We start from the raw sequence: 17,690 nt of genomic DNA, 5'->3' as shown, positions 1-17,690 counted from the left end.
TCAGGGCCCATCATGGCAATGACTATTTGCACAATGTTTTTTTACACACTAGTATGGATTGTATAAAACCTAAAGTAGAAATTCAGGGAGAGCCATGAGCAAGAACGTGATTGCGGCCGTCGCGCTGACGGCCTTGTGCGGGCTATTGCATGCGGACGAGCTGGGCGACGCCCAGCGTCTGTGGGAGAAACGCGAGTTCAAACAAGCTTTCCAGCAGTTCAGCGTGCTGGCGGAGCGGGGCGTCCCGGCGGCCCAGTTGCAGCTCGGCGAAATGTATGGTTTTGGCGAAGGCACGGCGCAGGATGTCGACAAGGCCGCCTATTGGCTGAACCGCGCCAAGGCGGCCGGCCAGCCGGAAGCGGCCGAGTCGCTGCTGCTGGTGCAGGAACGCCAGCGCCGCAAGGCCGAGATCGAGTACTACACGACGCACTATGACGGCGCCGCGCTGCGCTATGACCATTACGGCTGCGTGCAACCCACCATCCCTGCTGTTTCGAAGAGCAATGCCGACATCAAGGCGGTCAATGCGGCCGTCACGGCGTGGACCAGCTGTTACGGCCGCTTTGTGCAGGGGATCGGCAACAGCCAGCCCGCCACCGGGGTCATTCCACCCGATCTATTCAAGCTGATGAGTAATGAAGAGTATCAGCGCGCCTCCGTCCAGATCGAAAACAAGGTCCAGCAATTAATCGTCGAGCCGCAGCGCCTGGCGGAAACCGTGATGGCGGAAAATAAGGCGTGGAAAAGCGCCACCGAGAAATATGTGCTGGACAATAATGCCAGCATTGACGAGCGCAATAAGAAGAACAAAATCGAATATGACGTGCTCAACAAGGAAATCGAATCCGATTACGCCATGCGTCAGGATATTCTAAGGGCCAGAAGCAAGCAGCGTTAATATATTTGCGCATATTCTTATGCGCTATCCCTGATTCCATTGTGTTTGCCTGAACATAATGGTGCCTTTTATTCCAAAATGGGGCGCGAGGCCGCATTCGTGCACATGTGCGGTGCAGGTGGTATGAAACTGGTTTTATAAGAAAAATAAAGGTGTTGTTTGTTCACACTAACAATATTGCGCTTATTGACAGTTAGTTGCCCCACATGGTCTCATAAATGGCCTGTTGAAATGGAAAAGCACGGAAGTTTATAAACGACCATGCTTCATTTCCGTCGAAATGGAATAGCGATGACTCGAGCTGAATAGGTACGGGGGTTGTCGTGTAAAAAAATGGCGCACCCTATCCGGGTTGTCTAATTTAATAATCAGGGAAAATCAATGTTAAAGAAAACTGTCTTGGTCCGTGCCCTGCAGGTGGCATTCAGTGCCGCTGCGCTGAGTGCCGCGATCGTTCCGGCAGCAATGGCACAGTCGAATGCCGCCGGTACTATTTTCGGTAACGTGGAGTCGCCAGCCGGCGCCACCGTCGTGCTGTCCAACACCGATACCGGCGCCCGCCGTGTGGTGACGCCGGATGCGTCCGGCCGCTACACCGCCACCGCCATGGCCGCTGGCCACTACCGTGTCGAACTGATGCGCAACGGCGCCGTCGCCAACACCCAGGAAATCGACGTGCTCGTCGGCCAGGGCGTGGACGCGTCCTTCGCCTCCGTACAAGCTGTGCAAGTGACCGGCCGCCGCAGCCGCATCGACGTGTCGAGCTCGAACAACGGCGCGACCTTTACTGCCAAAGAACTGGCGAAGCTGCCGATTGCCCAGAGCGTCGACGCGATCATCCAGCTGGCTCCAAACACCACCCGTGCAGACTCCCGTTATGCAGCTGGCGCCTCGTTCGGCGGCGGCGGCGCTTCCGAAAATGCGTTTTACATCAATGGTTTCCCTGTCACCAACCCGCTGACCCAGCTGGGCGCCTCGGAACTGCCATTCGGCTCGATCGCCCAGGCACAGATCCTGACCGGCGGCTTCGGCGCCGAGTTCGGCCGTTCGGTCGGCGGCGTGGTCAACATCACCACCAAGAGCGGCACCAACAACTGGGAAACCGGCGCCAGCTTCAGCATCGAGCCGAATTCGACCCGTGCCAAGTACAAGGACACCTACTATCCTGTGACCGGCAAGCCGGAAAACGCCACCACCGACGGTACGCTGTTCCGTCGCAACCAGGACAACAGCCGCACCGAGAAAATCTACGGCGCGTATGTCGGCGGCCCGATCGTTCAGGACAAGCTGTTCATGTTCCTGTCGGTGGAGGAGCGTAAATCGGAAGAGGCTGGCACCAACGCCACCGCTGCCGGCCTGGGTACCCGTACCTCGACCTCGAACGCGGTCAGCGGCTGGGAAGCCAAGCAGGACAAGATCGATCGCTACTTGGCCAAGTTCAACTGGAACATCACCGACAATCACCAACTGGAAGCGACCTTCCTGGGCGATACGCCGAAGACCGACCGCCAGCTGTACAGCTACGACTACGCCACCAACACCCATGGCAACACGGCGACCGCGTCGCAGCACTACAAGAACGACTCGACCTACAATCCGTCGGTCGGCGCGGAAACCCAGATCCTGCGCTATACCGGTAACCTGACCGATAACCTGACCGTGACCGCGTTGTACGGCCAGAGCAAAACCGAGAACAAGAACAGCTACGACGTGATTGGCGCGCCAACCACCGGCGATCTGTATCAGGTGAGCGCACCGGTATCGGCCCGTTATCCTGGTCTGAACTACTCGAGCACCCAGGTGCTGTCGGGCCTGGTTTCGCCGAATGAGGCATCGAGCAAGATCAAGTCCAAGCGTCTGGACGTGGAATACAAATGGAACGAGCATAAATTCCGTGCTGGTCTGGATGACAACAAGCTGACGTCGGAAGGCGCCGGCCAGGTGTACGGCGGCGGCGGTTTGTGGACCTATGGCAAATCGGCCTCCGCGCCTAACGTGCCGATCAGCCTGGGCGGCGGCTACACCGTGGCGCCAGCCAGCGGCGGCGGCCTGGGTACCCAGGGTTACTACGTCAGCAAACGTATCTTCGACGATACCACCTCGGCTGCTTCCGATCAGTCGGCGCAGTACATCGAAGACCAATACCAGGTCACCAAGGATGTGCTGCTGACCTTCGGTGTGCGTAACGAAAACTTCAAAAACAAGAACGGTGACGGTGAGACCTTCCTGGAAGTGAAGAATTTCGTCACCCCACGTTTCGCTGCAGCATGGGATGTCAACAGCGACGCGTCGCTGAAAGTGTACGGTAGCGCCGGTCGTTACGCGCTGCAGATCCCGACCCACCTGGCAGTGCGCGGCGCCAGCCGTTCGCTGAACGTGCGTCAGTTCTTCACCTACACCGGTACCGATGCACAAGGCCAGCCACTGGGCCTGGTGCCGCTGACCGGCGTGTTCTCGACCAACAACGAACTGGGCCAGTCGAAGGACGCCGCCACGCTGACCGCGCAAGGCATCGACCCGACCTACCAGGACGAGATCACCCTGGGCTTCGAGAAGGCCTGGTCGCCATCGCTGAACTTCGGCGCCAAAGTCACCTACCGTGAACTGAAGGCCACCATTGACGATTACTGCGACGACTCGGCCATTCTGGCATGGGCTGCACGCAACAAAGTCGATACCTCGAACTACGGCGGTTTCAACTGCGCATCGTTCAACCCGGGCCAGGACAACACCTTCCTGGTGGACTTCGCCGGCACCGGCAAGAACTACTCGGTGGTGCACCTGACCAAGGATGAACTGAAGTTCGACAAGGCCAAGCGTACCTACACCGCACTGGACTTCTTCGTCGAGCACCCGATGCGTGAAGGCTGGTATGGCCGTGTGAACTACACCTGGTCGCGCAGCAAAGGCAACACCGAAGGTCAGACCCGTTCGGACAATGCACAGACCGACGTGGCTGCAACCTCGACCTGGGATAACTGGCCGCTGATGGTTGGCGCCGATGGCCTGCTGCCAAATGACCGTGAGCACCAGGTCAAGGCGTTCGGCTTCTACGAGCTGACCCCAGAGTTCACCGTGGGCGGCAACTTCCTGGCAGCATCGGGTCGTCCACGCAGCTGCTTCGGTAACAGCCCGAATATTCCTTCGAATATCCAGGATTACGGTTCGGTGTACTTCTACTGCGACAAGCCGGTTCCACGTGGCTCCCTGGGCCGTCTGCCATGGGATATCCGTCTGGACGCCAACGTCGCCTACCGTCCTAACTTCCTGAAAGGCCTGGCGCTGAAGATCGACGTGTTCAACGTCTTCAACAAGCAAACCGCTCAGACCATCGACGAAACCTACAACCTGGACGGCACCACTGTCAGCTCGACCTACGGTCGCGTGATCAGCTACACCGCTCCACGTTCGGCGAAATTCACCGTCGAGTACAACCACCGCTTCTAAGCGCCGCCGCGCACCGGCTGCGGCCGGTGTCCGACGTCAAAAACCGCCGTGTTCGCACGGCGGTTTTTTTTTGCCGGGGCGGCGGTCTGGTAAAATAAGAGGTTCAGCAAGTTCGCAGCCCCCTGGTTCGCCGCCCTTGCTCCCAGTTTCCATACTTCCGTGATATCTACGATGACTTCTACGCTCCCGCACACCCAAATGGCCAACGCGATCCGCGCGCTGGCAATGGACGCCGTCCAGAAGGCCAATTCCGGCCACCCAGGCATGCCGATGGGCATGGCCGAGATCGCCGTTGCGCTGTGGAGTGGCCATTACAGCCACAACCCGGCCAACCCGAAATGGGTGAACCGCGACCGGTTCCTGCTGTCGAACGGCCATGGTTCGATGCTGCACTACGCGCTGCTGCACCTGAGCGGCTATGCCGTCACCATGGACGACATCAAGAATTTCCGTCAGTTGCACTCGAAAACCCCGGGCCACCCGGAAGTCGGCTACACCCCGGGCGTGGAAACCACCACCGGCCCGCTGGGCCAGGGCATCGCCAACGCGGTCGGCATGGCGCTGGCTGAATGGCTGCTGGCAAGCGAATTCAACAAGCCGGGCCTGGACGTGGTCGACCACTACACCTACGCCTTCGTCGGCGACGGCTGCCTGATGGAAGGCATCTCGCACGAGGCGTGCGCGCTGGCCGGCACCCTGGGCCTGAAAAAACTGATCGCCCTGTACGACGACAACGGCATCTCGATCGACGGCAAGGTCGAAGGCTGGTTCACCGATGACACCCCGGCGCGTTTCGAAGCCTACGGCTGGAACGTGATCCGCGCGGTCGACGGCCATGACGTGGCTGCCGTGTCGGCCGCCATCGCCGCCGCCAAAACCTCGGCCAAGCCGACCCTGATCTGCTGCAAGACCATCATCGGCAAAGGTTCGCCGAACCTGCAAGGTGGCGACAAGGTGCACGGCGCCGCGCTGGGCGACAAGGAAATCGCCGCGGTCCGCGAGTACATCGGCTGGACCCCGGCCCCGTTCGAGATCCCTGCCGACCTGTACACCGCGTGGGACGCGAAACCGGCCGGCGCCAAGCTGGAAGGCGAGTGGAACGCGAAGTTCGCCGAATATACCGCCAAGTTCCCGGCGGAAGCCGCTGAATTGACGCGCCGCATGGCTGGCGAACTGCCCGGCTCGTTCGACGCCGCGCTGGCCGCCGGCATCGCCGCCACGGTCGAGAAGAAAGAAAACATCGCCACCCGCAAGGCCAGCCAGAACGCCATCCAGGCGCTGGCGCCGGTGCTGCCGGAATTCCTGGGCGGCTCGGCCGACCTGACCGGCTCGAACCTGACCAACTGGAAGGAAATCACCCCGGTGCGTTCCGGCCAGCCAGGCAACCACATCAACTACGGTGTGCGCGAGTTCGGCATGTCGGCGATCATGAACGGCGTCACCCTGCACGGCGGCTACATCCCGTTCGGCGCCACCTTCCTGACCTTCGCCGACTACAGCCGCAACGCGCTGCGCATGGCCGCGCTGATGAAACAGCGTTCGATCTTCGTGTTCACCCACGATTCGATCGGCCTGGGCGAAGACGGCCCGACCCACCAGTCGGTCGAGCACGTTTCGTCGCTGCGCCTGATCCCGAACCTGGACAACTGGCGTCCATGCGACACCACCGAATCGATGGTGGCGTGGGGCGCGGCGGTCCAGCGCAAGGACGGTCCGTCGACGCTGATCTTCTCGCGTCAGAACCTGCCGTACCAGGAGCGTTCGGCCGAGCAGATCGCCGACATCGCCCGCGGCGGCTACGTGCTGCGCGAAGCGGCCGACGCCAAAGTGACGCTGATCGCCACCGGTTCGGAAATCGAACTGGCGCAGGCCGCCGCCTCGGCGCTGGCCGCCGAAGGCATCACCGCGCGCGTGGTGTCGATGCCGTCGACCGATGTATTTGACCGTCAGGACGCCGCCTACAAGGCCGGCGTATTGACCAAAGGCGTGCCACGTGTGGCAATCGAAGCTGGCGTGACCGATTTCTGGTACAAGTACGTCGGCCTCGAAGGCGCTGTGGTCGGCATCGATACCTTCGGTGAGTCGGCTCCGGCAGGCGTGCTGTTCAAGCATTTCGGCTTCACGGTGGAAAACGTCGTGGCGAAAGTCAAAACTGTCATTGCTTAATCTATAATTGCTTGTTGCCTTAACTATATTTCTAATCAGGAGCAAAGTATGACGATCAAAGTTGCAATCAATGGCTATGGCCGTATCGGCCGTAATGTACTGCGCGCTTTCTACGAAGGCGGCAAAAAACAGGACATCCAGATCGTTGCGATTAACGACCTGGGCGACGCCAAGTCGAACGCCCACCTGACCCGTTACGACACCGCCCACGGCAAGTTCCCGGGCACCGTGACCGTCGACGGCGACAACATGATCGTGAACGGCGACGTGATCCGCGTGTTCGCGCAGCGCAACCCGGCCGAAATCCCATGGGGCGACCTGGGCGTGGATGTGGTGCTGGAGTGCACCGGCTTCTTCACCACCAAGGAAAAGGCTTCGGCCCACCTGAAGGGCGGCGCCAAGAAAGTCATCATTTCGGCCCCGGGCGGCAAGGATGTCGACGCCACCATCGTGTACGGCGTCAACCAGCACGTGCTGAAGGCGTCGGACACCGTGATCTCGAACGCATCGTGCACCACCAACTGCCTGGCGCCGCTGGTCAAGCCGCTGAACGACGCCATCGGCGTTGAAACCGGCCTGATGACCACCGTGCACGCTTATACCAATGACCAGGTATTGTCGGATGTTATGCACGAAGACCTGCGCCGCGCCCGTTCGGCCACCATGAGCATGATTCCAACTAAAACCGGCGCCGCCGCCGCGGTTGGTCTGGTATTGCCGGAACTGAATGGCAAGCTGGATGGTTTCGCGATTCGCGTACCGACCATTAATGTTTCGCTGGTTGATCTGTCGTTTATCGCCAAACGCGATACCACCGTGGACGAAGTGAATGCGCTGATGAAAGCCGCTGCTGAAGGCGCGCTGAAAGAAGTGCTGACTTATCAAACCGAGCCATTGGTGTCGGTGGACTTCAACCATAATCCGGCATCGTCGAATTTTGATTCGACCCTGACCAAAGTTTCGGGCCGTCTGGTGAAAGTATCGTCGTGGTACGATAATGAATGGGGTTTCTCGAACCGCATGCTGGATACCACCGTCGCACTGATGAACGCGAAGTAATCCGGAGTATCTCCGGTAAAGCCTCCCGGTTTTCCGGGAGGCTTTTTTTTTATGCATTCCAAGCCAAAAACTGGTGTTTTCATGCCAATTTCTGGCTTGTTTGCGGGGCATAGACGTAAAAAAGCCGGGACGCAGCCCGGCTTTTACTAGGGAGAAGAGCGGCTTACTTGTAGGCGCCGGAACCGATCAGGAAGTCGTCGACTTTCTCGACATAGCCGGCCTTGGTTTCCACCGTCTTGGTGACGGGATTCGGCCATTTAAAATCGACCCAGCCGCTGCCTTTGGTTTTGGCGACATCGATCATTTCTTTAATCATCAGCTTGCCTTCATTATCTTTCAGCGTGATGAGAGATTTACCCACCATTTTAGGATTATTGCCGTGGGCTAATGCGATGCCATTAAAGTCATAGACGTAGATATATAAATCGCGGTCGTGGAAGGTGGTATTGGTGGGATCGGAAATGGCGGCAAAGGCTTTTTCCTTGCCATCGGATTTTACTAATGCCACGGCTTTTTTCACCATCGCCACGGCTTCTTCCCGGCTGCCTTTTTCCGCCGCCGATGAAATCCCACACAGCGCAAGACTGATAGCGGCTGCTGCAAATAATGCCTTCATGCGAGTTCTCCTGTTTTAAATGACAGCGCGCCTGCTGCGCTTTTATGGTTATGGCTATCCATATTAGCGCAGCTAAAGGAGGGAGGAATACTCAACGTTGCTAAATGGCAACGCCCTCATTAAACAAACTGTCCCACAAGGCCCGCACCTGAATCGCCTGCTCGGCCACCAGCGCCGGATCGATGCGCGCCAGATCCTGTCCCTGCAACCGCAGCTGGTGTTGCAGCTTGCGGTATCGGCGGTAGGCGTCGGCCACGCTGGCCGCCAGGCCGGCGTCGATCAGCCCCAGTTCCGCACACATTTTCAATAATGCAATGTTGCCGAAATTGGCGGTCAGCTGCGGGTAGGTGTGGGCGTGCTGCAGCACCAGGTATTGCACGATGAACTCGATATCGATCATGCCGCCTGGATCCTGTTTCAGGTCGAACAGGGCGCTCAGGTTGGGCTTGGCGTCGACCATGCGCTTGCGCATCGCCAGCACCTCCTGCTTGAGCGGGCCGTCGGCCGCGCGTTCCTTGCGCAGCATCGCCTCGCGGATCTGCTCGAACCGCTGGCCGATGGCGACGTCGCCGGCGCAGTAGCGGGCGCGGGTCAGCGCCTGGTGCTCCCAGACCCAGGCCGAGTTGCTCTGGTATTTTTCAAACGACGCCACCGACGACACCAGCATGCCGCTGGCGCCGTCCGGGCGCAGCGCGGTGTCGATGTCGAACAGGATGCCGGCCGAGGTATGCGAGGTCATCCAGGTAATAAAGCGCTGCGCCAGCTTGGCGTACTGGGCCGGCGCGTCCTGGTCCGCATCGTCGTAGAGGAAGATCACGTCGAGGTCGGACACATAGCCGAGCTCCTTGCCGCCCAGCTTGCCGTAGGCGATGACGGTAAACAGCGGCACCTCGCGGTGGCGCGTGGCCACCGTCTGCCATACCGCCTTGATGGTGGCGGCAACAATGGTGTCGGCCAGCGCCGACAGGTAATCGGCCAGCTTTTCGACCGTCAGGTCGCCGGCCAGGTCCTGCGCCAGCAGGTGGAACAGTTGGGCGTGGTGGATTTCGCGCAGGATGTCCATCTGGCGCTCGGTGTCGCCGGGGCAGGCCGCCAGTTGCTTGTCGATGTCGGCGGCCAGCGCCACCGGATCGAACACGGCATTGCGCACGCGGTCGTCCAGCAGCTCGTCCAGCAGGATCGGGTGCTGGCTGAGGAATTGCGCGGCCCAGCCGCTGGCGTGCACCATGCGGATCACCCGCGCCAAGGTGTGCGGATACTCGGTCAGCAGCGACAGATAGGCCGAACGGCGCGCGATGGCTTCCAGGAAATCGAGCAGCCGGCCCAGCGTGGCCAGCTGGTTGCCGCCGCTCGATTCGCTGGCCGCCTGGATGATCAGCGGCAGCGCGGTGTTGATCAGTCCCTGCAGGCGGTTGCGGCTGGCTTCCGGCAGCGATTGCAGGCGCGGCGCCTGCCAGGTGGCGATCAGGCGCTTGGTGGCGTCTTCCGGCGCTGCGAAGCCGAGGGCGGTGAAGCGCGCCACCATGGCTTCGCGGTTGTCGGGATCGGCGCATTCGTTGCTCGATTGCAGTTCGATGTCGTTTTCGCTGGTTTCGGTCTTGTCCGAGAACATTTCGTCGAACTGGCCGGCGACGAACTGGCGATGCGCTTCCAGTTGCAGCAGCAGCGTCGCCACGTCCGGCAGTCCCATCATCTCGGCAACGGTCTGGCGGTCGGCGTCGTTGGCCGGCAGCGTGTGGGTCTGGGCGTCGTCGAGGTATTGCAGGCGGTGTTCCAGGTTGCGCAGAAAGGTGTAGGAAGCCAGCAGTTGGTAGACGATGGCGTGACTTAACAGGCCCTTTTCGGCAATGATGCGCAGCGTGGTGCGGGTCGAGCGGTCGCGCAGGGCGGCGTCGCGGCCGCCGCGGATCAGCTGGAACACCTGCGCCAGGAACTCGATTTCGCGGATGCCGCCACGGCCCAGCTTGACGTTGTTGCTGCGGTCCGGATGCAGCCGCTCCTGGCGATTCACTTCGGCGCGGATCTGCGCGTGCATATTGCGGATGGCGTCAATCACGCCAAAGTCCAGGTAGCGGCGGAACACGAAGGGCCGCACAATCGCATCCAGCGCGGCGATATCCTCGGCGCGCCCGGTGACGGCGCGCGCCTTGACCCAGGCGTAGCGCTCCCACTCGCGGCCCTGGACGATCAGGTATTGCTCCACCATGCCCAGGCTGGCGGCCAGCGGGCCCGAGCCGCCGTTGGGACGCAATGCCATATCGACGCGGAACGTGTAGCCATCTTCGGTGATCTCCGCCAGGGCGGCGATCAGTTTCTTGCCGAGGCGGATAAAGAATTCATGGTTGGACAGACTGCGCTGTGCCGGACCGGCGGCGGTGTCGCCGTCCTCCGGGTAGACGAAGATCAGGTCGATGTCGGAGGAAACGTTGAGTTCGCCGCCGCCTTGCTTGCCCATGGCCAGCACCATCATTTCCTGCGGCAGGCCGGAATCGCGGCCGATCGGCTGGCCGTGCGCCGCCACCATTTCCGTATGCAGCTCGGCCATGTGCTGCTGGATGGCGAAGTCGGCAAAGCGGGTCATGGTTTCCACCACTTCGGCCAGGTTGGCCTTGCCTTCGAGGTCGAGGCGGATCAGCGTACAGACCAGCAGGTGGCGCAGGCGGCGCATGGCGCGCACCAGCGGCAGTCCGCCAATTGCTTCTTTCTGTAAATAATCCGCCAGATCGATCTGGGCAAGCGATAATTGCGCCAGTTCATCAACCTTGGCGGCGCGCTCGGGCGCGGCTGCCAGCCAGCGTTGATAAAAGCGGGAAACTAACGGCGAAACAGGGGAGACGGACGGTAGAGTCATAGAGGGATAAGGTAGAATTGCTACGAAAACCGAGTTTAGCGATTTATTTCACGCATGGCCTGATTTATTAGCGTATTAATGCAAAAACCAGAAGAGGAGACCGTGACAGGCGAAGGCCCATTGGCAGCGCGCTGGCATCGGCTTCGTACCGCCTACCGGATCTGCAATCTGGCCACCCATCACGTGCTGGGCTTCACCTTGAAGCTGGCGCTGCTGTTGTATTTTGCCTTCACCATCCTGTTCCTGACGCTGCGCTATGTGGTGCTGCCGAATATCGACCACTACAAGGGCGATATCGAGCGTGCGGCCAGCCGCGCGGTCGGCAACCAGGTCACCATTTCGCGCGTGTACGCGTCGTGGAACGGCTTCCGTCCCAATCTGTTCCTGGGCGACGTGGTGCTGCACGACCAGCAGGGCCGCGCGGCGCTGACGCTGCCGAGCGTGTCGGCCACCTTGTCGTGGTGGTCGATGGTGGCGCTGGACGTGCGTTTCCATGCGCTGGAACTGACCCGGCCGGACCTGTCCGTGCTGCGCGACACCGATGGCAAGCTGTACGTGGCCGGCATTTTCATCGATCCGGGCAAGCCGAGCGACGGCAAGGGCCTGGACTGGCTGCTGATCCAGCGCGAAATCGTCATCCGCGAAGGCCGGGTGCAGTGGACCGACCGCCAGCGCGCGGCGCCGCCGCTGGCGCTGGACAACTTCCAGTTTGTGCTGCGCAACCAGTGGCTGCACCACCAGGTGTCGCTGCGGGCGACGCCGCCGGCGGCGCTGGCGCAGCCGCTCGACCTGCGCGCCGACTTCACCCATCCGGCGTTCGGCGCGCGCGTCTCCAACTTCTCCATGTGGAAGGGCGAGCTCTACGCCGACATCCGCAACACCGACCTGCTGGCCTGGAAGACCTGGGTCGATTATCCGTTTGAACTGAGCAAGGGCCACGGCTCGCTGCGCGCCTGGGTCGGCGTCGACCAGTCGCGCCTGACCGGCGTCACGGCCGATGTCGGCCTGAGCGACGTCACCGCCGTGCTCGGCAAGGATCTGCCGCTGCTGGACCTGCAGCAGCTGGGCGGCCGCATCGCCGTCCACGAAGACATCCGTCCTCCGCTGGCGCGCAAGGGCGCGGTGACGCCGCGCTTCGGCGCGCTGGGCCACAGCCTGGAACTGAGCCAGCTGACCCTGACCACGCGCGACGGCCTGGTGATGGCGCCGACCTCGCTGTCGGAAAAATTCATCGCCGCCGCCGGCGCCAAGCCCGACAAGGTTGAAGTGCACGCGCCGCAGCTGGACCTGCAAACCCTGGCCGGTCTGGCCGAACGCCTGCCGCTGACCGAACACCAGCACAAAGTGGTGGCGGGCTTCGCGCCGCGCGGCCTGCTGCAAAACTTCTCCGCCGAATGGCAGGGCGTCTTCCCGGCCTTGCAGACCTACCGCATCAAGGGTGACCTGGTCGGACTGGGCCTGAAGCCGCAGCCGCCGCGCCTGGCCCAGCCCAAGACCGCCAAAACGCCGGCCATCGCCGGCATGCCGGCGCTGCCGGGTTTCGACAACCTCAGCGGTTCGATCGACGCCACCGAACAGGGCGGCAAGTTCAGCCTGAATTCGCAGCAACTGGTGCTGCAGATGCCGGACTATTTCGCCGAAGCGTCGATGCCTTTCGATCACTTGAACCTGAAGGCGCGCTGGTCGTTTGAAGCGGACAACCAGTTGCTGTTCCAGATCGACGCCATGGATTTCGAACAGGAGGGCATGAGCGGCACGCTGCAAGGCTCGCACCTGATCCCGCTGGCCGGCAAGGGCCCCGGCAAGGCCGACCTCAGCGGCACGCTGACCGGCTTCCAGCTGAACCGCATCGGCCGCTACCTGCCGATGCAGACGCCGAACGAAATCACCCATTGGCTGACCGGCGCGCTGGAAGGCGGCGTCGCCACCGATGTGACGATCCGCCTGCGCGGCGACCTGGCGCATTTCCCATTCAAGGGCGACGGCGCGGCCGACAAGGCGCGCGGCGAATTCCGCGTCGGCGGCAAGCTGACCGAAGCCAGGCTGAATTACGAGCCGGGCTACTATCTGCACGACGGCAAGGAGCTGGGCAGGGACGGCAAGCCGCTGCCGCTGTGGCCGCAGGCCGAGCACATCAAGGGCAGCTTCCTGTTCGAGGGCGCGCGCATGGAAATCCGTGGCGACACCGCCACCACCGCCGGCGCCGCGCTGAGCAACGTCAAGGCGGTGATCCCGGACTTGAGCGTGCATGATTCGATGCTGGAAATCGACGGCAACGCCGCCGCGCCGATGCAGGAATTCCTGCGCTACGTGTCGATCAGCCCGGTGCTGGACTGGATCTCGCGCTTTACCGAAGAAACCCAGGCCAGCGGCAACGCCAAGCTGGCCTTGAGCCTGCGCATTCCGCTGGCGCACGCGATCGATACCAAGGTGCAGGGCACGGTGCAGCTGGCCAACAACGACATCGTGCTGATGAACGATTTGCCGGTGGTGCAATCGTCGCAGGGCAAGATCGAATTCAACGAGCGCGGCGTCAACCTGAATCAGCTGTCCGGCGTGTTCCTCGGCGGCCCGGTGTCGATCACCGGCGGCACGCAGAAGGACAACGCCATCGTCGTCAAGCTCGGCGGGCTGATGACGGCCGACGGCTTCCGCCAGGCCTTCCCGATGCCGGCCATGCAGCGCCTGGCCGACCGCTTCGCCGGCGGCACGCGCTACAGCGGCACCGTCACGGCGCGCGACCACCAGGTGATCGTGGCGGTCGATTCCAGCCTGACCGGGCTGGCGCTGGACCTGCCGGCGCCGGTCAACAAAACCGCCACCGACAGCATGCCGGTGCGCTTTCTGCTGACCAGCGGCCTGAACCCGGACGCGGGCGGCCTGCTGCATGACGACATCCGCATCAACCTGGGCAGCGGTATCGCGGCGCGCTACCAGCGCCAGAAGCAGAACAAGCAGCACTGGAAGCTGGTGCGCGGCGGCATTGGCGTCAACACGCCGGCGCCCGAGCCGGACAGCGGCATGGCCTTCAACATCAATATGCGCGAGCTGAATGTCGACAACTGGCTGGACTTCGCCGACGCCGTGGCCGGCAAGGGCGATGCCGCTACACCAGCAGCAGCGGCAGCAGCCGACAGCACCGACTTCACGCAATACGTGGTGCCGGACGCCATCGCCGCGCGCACCAGCGAACTGGTGATCGGCGGCCGCAAGCTGGAAAACGTCGTGGTCGGCGTCACCCACCAGAAAGGCAGCTGGCAGACCAGCATCGATTCGACACAGGCCAACGGCTACCTGACCTGGGCCGAGCCGTCGACCGGCGCCGGCCTCGGCAAGGTGACCGCGCGCCTGTCGTCGCTGGTGATCCCGGAGTCGGCGTCGAGCGACGTGCAGGCGCTGCTGGACGACAAGAGCGCGGCCGCCACCATTCCGGCGCTGGACGTGGTGGTCGAGCGCTTCGAACTGTTCAACAAACCGCTGGGCCGGCTGGAACTGCAGGCCAACAACGCCGCGCTGGCCAACGCCCGCGAGTGGCGCGTCAACAAGCTGTCGCTGGTCAACGCCGACGGCGAGCTGAACGGCACCGGCAAGTGGGTCACCAAGGGCGGCGTGCATGACACCACGCTCAACTTCAACCTCGGCATCATCGACGCCGGCAAGCTGCTGGAGCGCTTCGGCTATGCCGACACGCTGAAGGGCGGCAAGGGTTCGCTGAAGGGCGACATCGCCTGGAAAGGCCTGCCGTACTCGATGGACCTGCCGAGCCTGTCCGGCCAGATCGCGCTGAATGTCGAGAAGGGCCAGTTCCTCAAGCAGGACCCGGGCGCCGCCAAGCTGCTCGGCGTGCTGAGCCTGCAAGCCCTGCCACGCCTGCTCAAGCTCGATTTCCACGACGTCTTCTCGGAAGGGCTGGCGTTCGACGGCATCACCGCCAACGCCAGCATCAACCATGGCATCGTCAAGACCGACAACTTGAAAATGCACGGCGTGGCCGCAACTGTGTTGATGGACGGCGTGGCCGATATCGCCAACGAAACCACCAATCTGCACGTGGTGGTGATTCCCGAGGTCAACCTCGGCACGGCGCCGCTGGTGTATGCGCTGGCCGTCAATCCGGTGATCGGCCTCGGCAGCTTCCTGGCCCAATTATTCCTCAGCGCGCCGGTGATGAAGGCGCTGACCTACCATATGCAGGTGAGCGGCCCGTGGAAGGCGCCGGTTGTCACCAAGCTGGATGCCGCTAAACTAGAACAGACCGCCCCGCCGAAAGGATAGCCATGAACAATACCGTTGCCGCCATACAAATGATTTCCTCGCCATCGGTGGCGGAAAACATCGTCACCGCGCGCCGGCTGGTGACCCAGGCCGCCAGGGGCGGCGCGCAGCTGGTGCTGCTGCCGGAATACTGGGCCATCATGGGCTTGCAGGACAGCGACAAGGTCAAGGTGGCCGAGCCGCTCGGCAGCGGTCCGATCCAGGACTTCATGGCCGGCCTGGCGCGCGAACTCGGCATCTGGCTGATCGGCGGCACCTTGCCGCTGGCGTCCGACGACGCAGACAAAGTCATCAACACCACGCTGGTGTACAACCCGCAGGGCGAGCACGTCAGCCGCTATGACAAGATCCACCTGTTCGGTTTCACCAAAGGCACCGAGTCGTACAATGAATCGAAGACCATCGTGCCGGGCACCAATGTCGGCGTGTTCGAATCGCCGTTCGGCAAGGTCGGCATGTCGGTGTGCTACGACCTGCGCTTCCCGGAACTGTTCCGCGCCATGGGACCGGTGTCGCTGATCGTGGTGCCGGCCGCCTTTACCTACACCACCGGCATGGCGCACTGGGAAATCCTGCTGCGCGCGCGCGCCATCGAAAACCAGTGCTATGTGCTGGCGGCGGCGCAAGGCGGCATCCATCCGAACGGCCGCCGCACCTGGGGCCACAGCATGCTGATCGACCCATGGGGCACGGTCAAGTCAGTGCTGGCCGAAGGCGAGGGCGTGGTGCAGGGCGAAGTCGACCTGACCTATATGGAAGGCGTGCGCGACAGCCTGCCGGCGCTGAAACACCGGACCATGTGATATCCACTACAATGCCGGTAACACCTCACAGAAAGCATCACCATGAAGCCATTTGAACCCAACCTGTCCACCCTGGCCGTGGCGCGCGATATCCTGCTGACGCCGTTCGGGCTGGATGAAGGCAAGCTGCTCAAGACCCTGGGCGCGATGTTCACCCACAAAGTCGACTACGCCGACTTGTATTTCCAATTTACCAAAAACGAAGGCTGGAGCCTGGAAGAAGGCATCGTCAAGACCGGCAGTTTCTCGATCGACCAGGGCGTCGGCGTGCGCGCCGTGTCGGGCGACAAGACCGCGTTTTCGTATTCGGATGAAATCTCCGAGGCAGCGCTGCTGGATGCCGCCGCCGCCACCCGCACCATCGCCCGCGCCGGTTCCGGCAAGATCAAGGTGGCCGGTGCGATGAACCATGTGGGCGGCCGCGCGCTGTACCTGCCGCATGATCCGCTGGTGTCGCTGGACGCGACCGCCAAGGTCAAGCTGCTGGAGCGCATCGAGAAAATGGCGCGCGCCAAAGACCCGCGCGTGGTGCAGGTGATGGCCAGCCTGGCCGGCGAATACGACGTGGTGCTGGTGGTGCGCAGCGATGGCGTGCTGGCGGCCGATATCCGTCCGCTGGTGCGCGTGTCGCTGACGGTGATCGTCGAACAGAACGGCCGCCGCGAAGTCGGCTCGTCGGGCGGCGGCGGTCGTTATGACTACGGCTACTTCAGCGATGCATTGCTGGAGCAGTATGCGGACGACGCGGTCAAGTCGGCGCTGGTGAACCTGGACGCGCGTCCGGCGCCGGCCGGTCCGATGACCGTGGTGCTGGGCCCAGGCTGGCCGGGCATCCTGCTGCACGAAGCGATCGGTCACGGTCTGGAGGGCGACTTCAACCGCAAGGGTTCGTCGACCTTCTCGGGCCGCATCGGCGAGCGCGTGGCGGCCAAGGGTGTCACCGTGGTGGATGACGGCACGTTGGCGGATCGCCGCGGTTCGCTGAACATCGACGACGAAGGCAACCCGACCCAGTGCACCACGCTGATCGAAGACGGTATCCTGAAAGGCTATATCCAGGACACCATGAACGCGCGCCTGATGAAGATGCCGGTGACCGGCAACGCACGCCGCGAATCGTTCGCGCACCTGCCGATGCCGCGCATGACCAACACCTATATGCTGGGTGGTGACAAGGATCCGGGCGAGATTCTGGCGTCGGTGAAAAACGGGCTGTATGCGGTGAACTTCGGCGGCGGCCAGGTTGATATCACCAACGGCAAGTTCGTGTTCTCGGCCAGTGAAGCGTACATGATTGAGAACGGCAAGATCACCTATCCGGTAAAAGGCGCGACCCTGATCGGCAATGGTCCGGAAGTGCTGAACCGTGTGTCGATGATCGGCAATGACATGAAGCTGGATCCGGGCGTGGGCGTGTGCGGCAAGGAAGGTCAGAGCGTGCCGGTGGGGGTAGGTCAGCCGACACTGCGCATTGACGGGGTGACGGTCGGCGGCACCGCTTAAATTTTTCACCCCGGACGAAAGGGTCTGACCCACGGTCAGGGATAGGGGCTACGCCCCGCCGGCCCATGGGCC

Annotated in this window: 9 protein-coding genes; 7 read left to right on the top strand and 2 right to left on the bottom strand. The window is 62.2% G+C overall.

Annotation, left to right across the window (positions count from 1 at the left end):
- Positions 1 to 94: 94 nt before the first annotated feature.
- The 4 genes from GJ695_RS03465 (at position 95) to gap (ending at position 7,570) form a co-directional block, all read left to right on the top strand.
- Entirely contained in the window at positions 95 to 898 is an 804-nt protein-coding gene (locus GJ695_RS03465; protein WP_154362222.1) for a tetratricopeptide repeat protein, read from the top strand.
- Between the two features lie 465 nt (positions 899 to 1,363).
- Positions 1,364 to 4,345: a TonB-dependent receptor gene (locus GJ695_RS03460; protein WP_229260622.1), complete on the top strand. Its 2,982-nt coding sequence runs from the start codon at positions 1,364 to 1,366 to the stop codon at positions 4,343 to 4,345.
- Between the two features lie 171 nt (positions 4,346 to 4,516).
- Positions 4,517 to 6,511: a transketolase gene (tkt, locus tag GJ695_RS03455; protein WP_154362220.1), complete on the top strand. Its 1,995-nt coding sequence runs from the start codon at positions 4,517 to 4,519 to the stop codon at positions 6,509 to 6,511.
- A 48-nt stretch (positions 6,512 to 6,559) separates the two neighbouring features.
- Positions 6,560 to 7,570: a type I glyceraldehyde-3-phosphate dehydrogenase gene (gene gap, locus GJ695_RS03450; protein ID WP_154360871.1), complete on the top strand. Its 1,011-nt coding sequence runs from the start codon at positions 6,560 to 6,562 to the stop codon at positions 7,568 to 7,570.
- A gap of 163 nt (positions 7,571 to 7,733) precedes the next feature.
- Here the strand turns inward: gap and GJ695_RS03445 are convergent, their stop codons facing one another.
- Both GJ695_RS03445 and glnE read right to left on the bottom strand, forming a co-directional pair.
- A complete protein-coding gene (locus GJ695_RS03445) occupies positions 7,734 to 8,186 on the bottom strand; it encodes a cache domain-containing protein (protein WP_154362219.1) in 453 nt (150 codons plus the stop codon).
- A 100-nt stretch (positions 8,187 to 8,286) separates the two neighbouring features.
- Complete coding sequence (glnE, locus tag GJ695_RS03440; RefSeq protein ID WP_154362218.1) at positions 8,287 to 11,037, bottom strand: bifunctional [glutamate--ammonia ligase]-adenylyl-L-tyrosine phosphorylase/[glutamate--ammonia-ligase] adenylyltransferase; 2,751 nt, start codon at positions 11,035 to 11,037, stop codon at positions 8,287 to 8,289.
- Between the two features lie 78 nt (positions 11,038 to 11,115).
- Between glnE and GJ695_RS03435 the strand changes: the two genes are divergently transcribed.
- From GJ695_RS03435 to tldD, 3 genes are read left to right on the top strand one after another with little or no spacing between them, the layout of a single operon-like run.
- Positions 11,116 to 15,312: a YhdP family protein gene (locus GJ695_RS03435; RefSeq protein ID WP_154362217.1), complete on the top strand. Its 4,197-nt coding sequence runs from the start codon at positions 11,116 to 11,118 to the stop codon at positions 15,310 to 15,312.
- A gap of 2 nt (positions 15,313 to 15,314) precedes the next feature.
- Positions 15,315 to 16,115 carry a carbon-nitrogen hydrolase family protein gene (locus GJ695_RS03430; RefSeq protein ID WP_154362216.1) on the top strand — a complete coding sequence of 267 codons (801 nt, stop codon included), beginning with the start codon at positions 15,315 to 15,317 and terminating at the stop codon, positions 16,113 to 16,115.
- Positions 16,116 to 16,157: 42 nt separating this feature from the next.
- Positions 16,158 to 17,618 (top strand): metalloprotease TldD, encoded by a 1,461-nt coding sequence (gene tldD / locus GJ695_RS03425; protein WP_154362215.1) that lies wholly within the window; start codon positions 16,158 to 16,160, stop codon positions 17,616 to 17,618.
- Positions 17,619 to 17,690 lie beyond the last annotated feature (72 nt).

This window comes from Duganella alba, from assembly GCF_009674495.1.
Lineage (GTDB): Bacteria > Pseudomonadota > Gammaproteobacteria > Burkholderiales > Burkholderiaceae_D > Rugamonas > Rugamonas alba.
The sequence above is the reverse complement of the archived record's forward strand: the minus strand, read 5'-3'. Positions and strand labels throughout refer to the sequence as shown.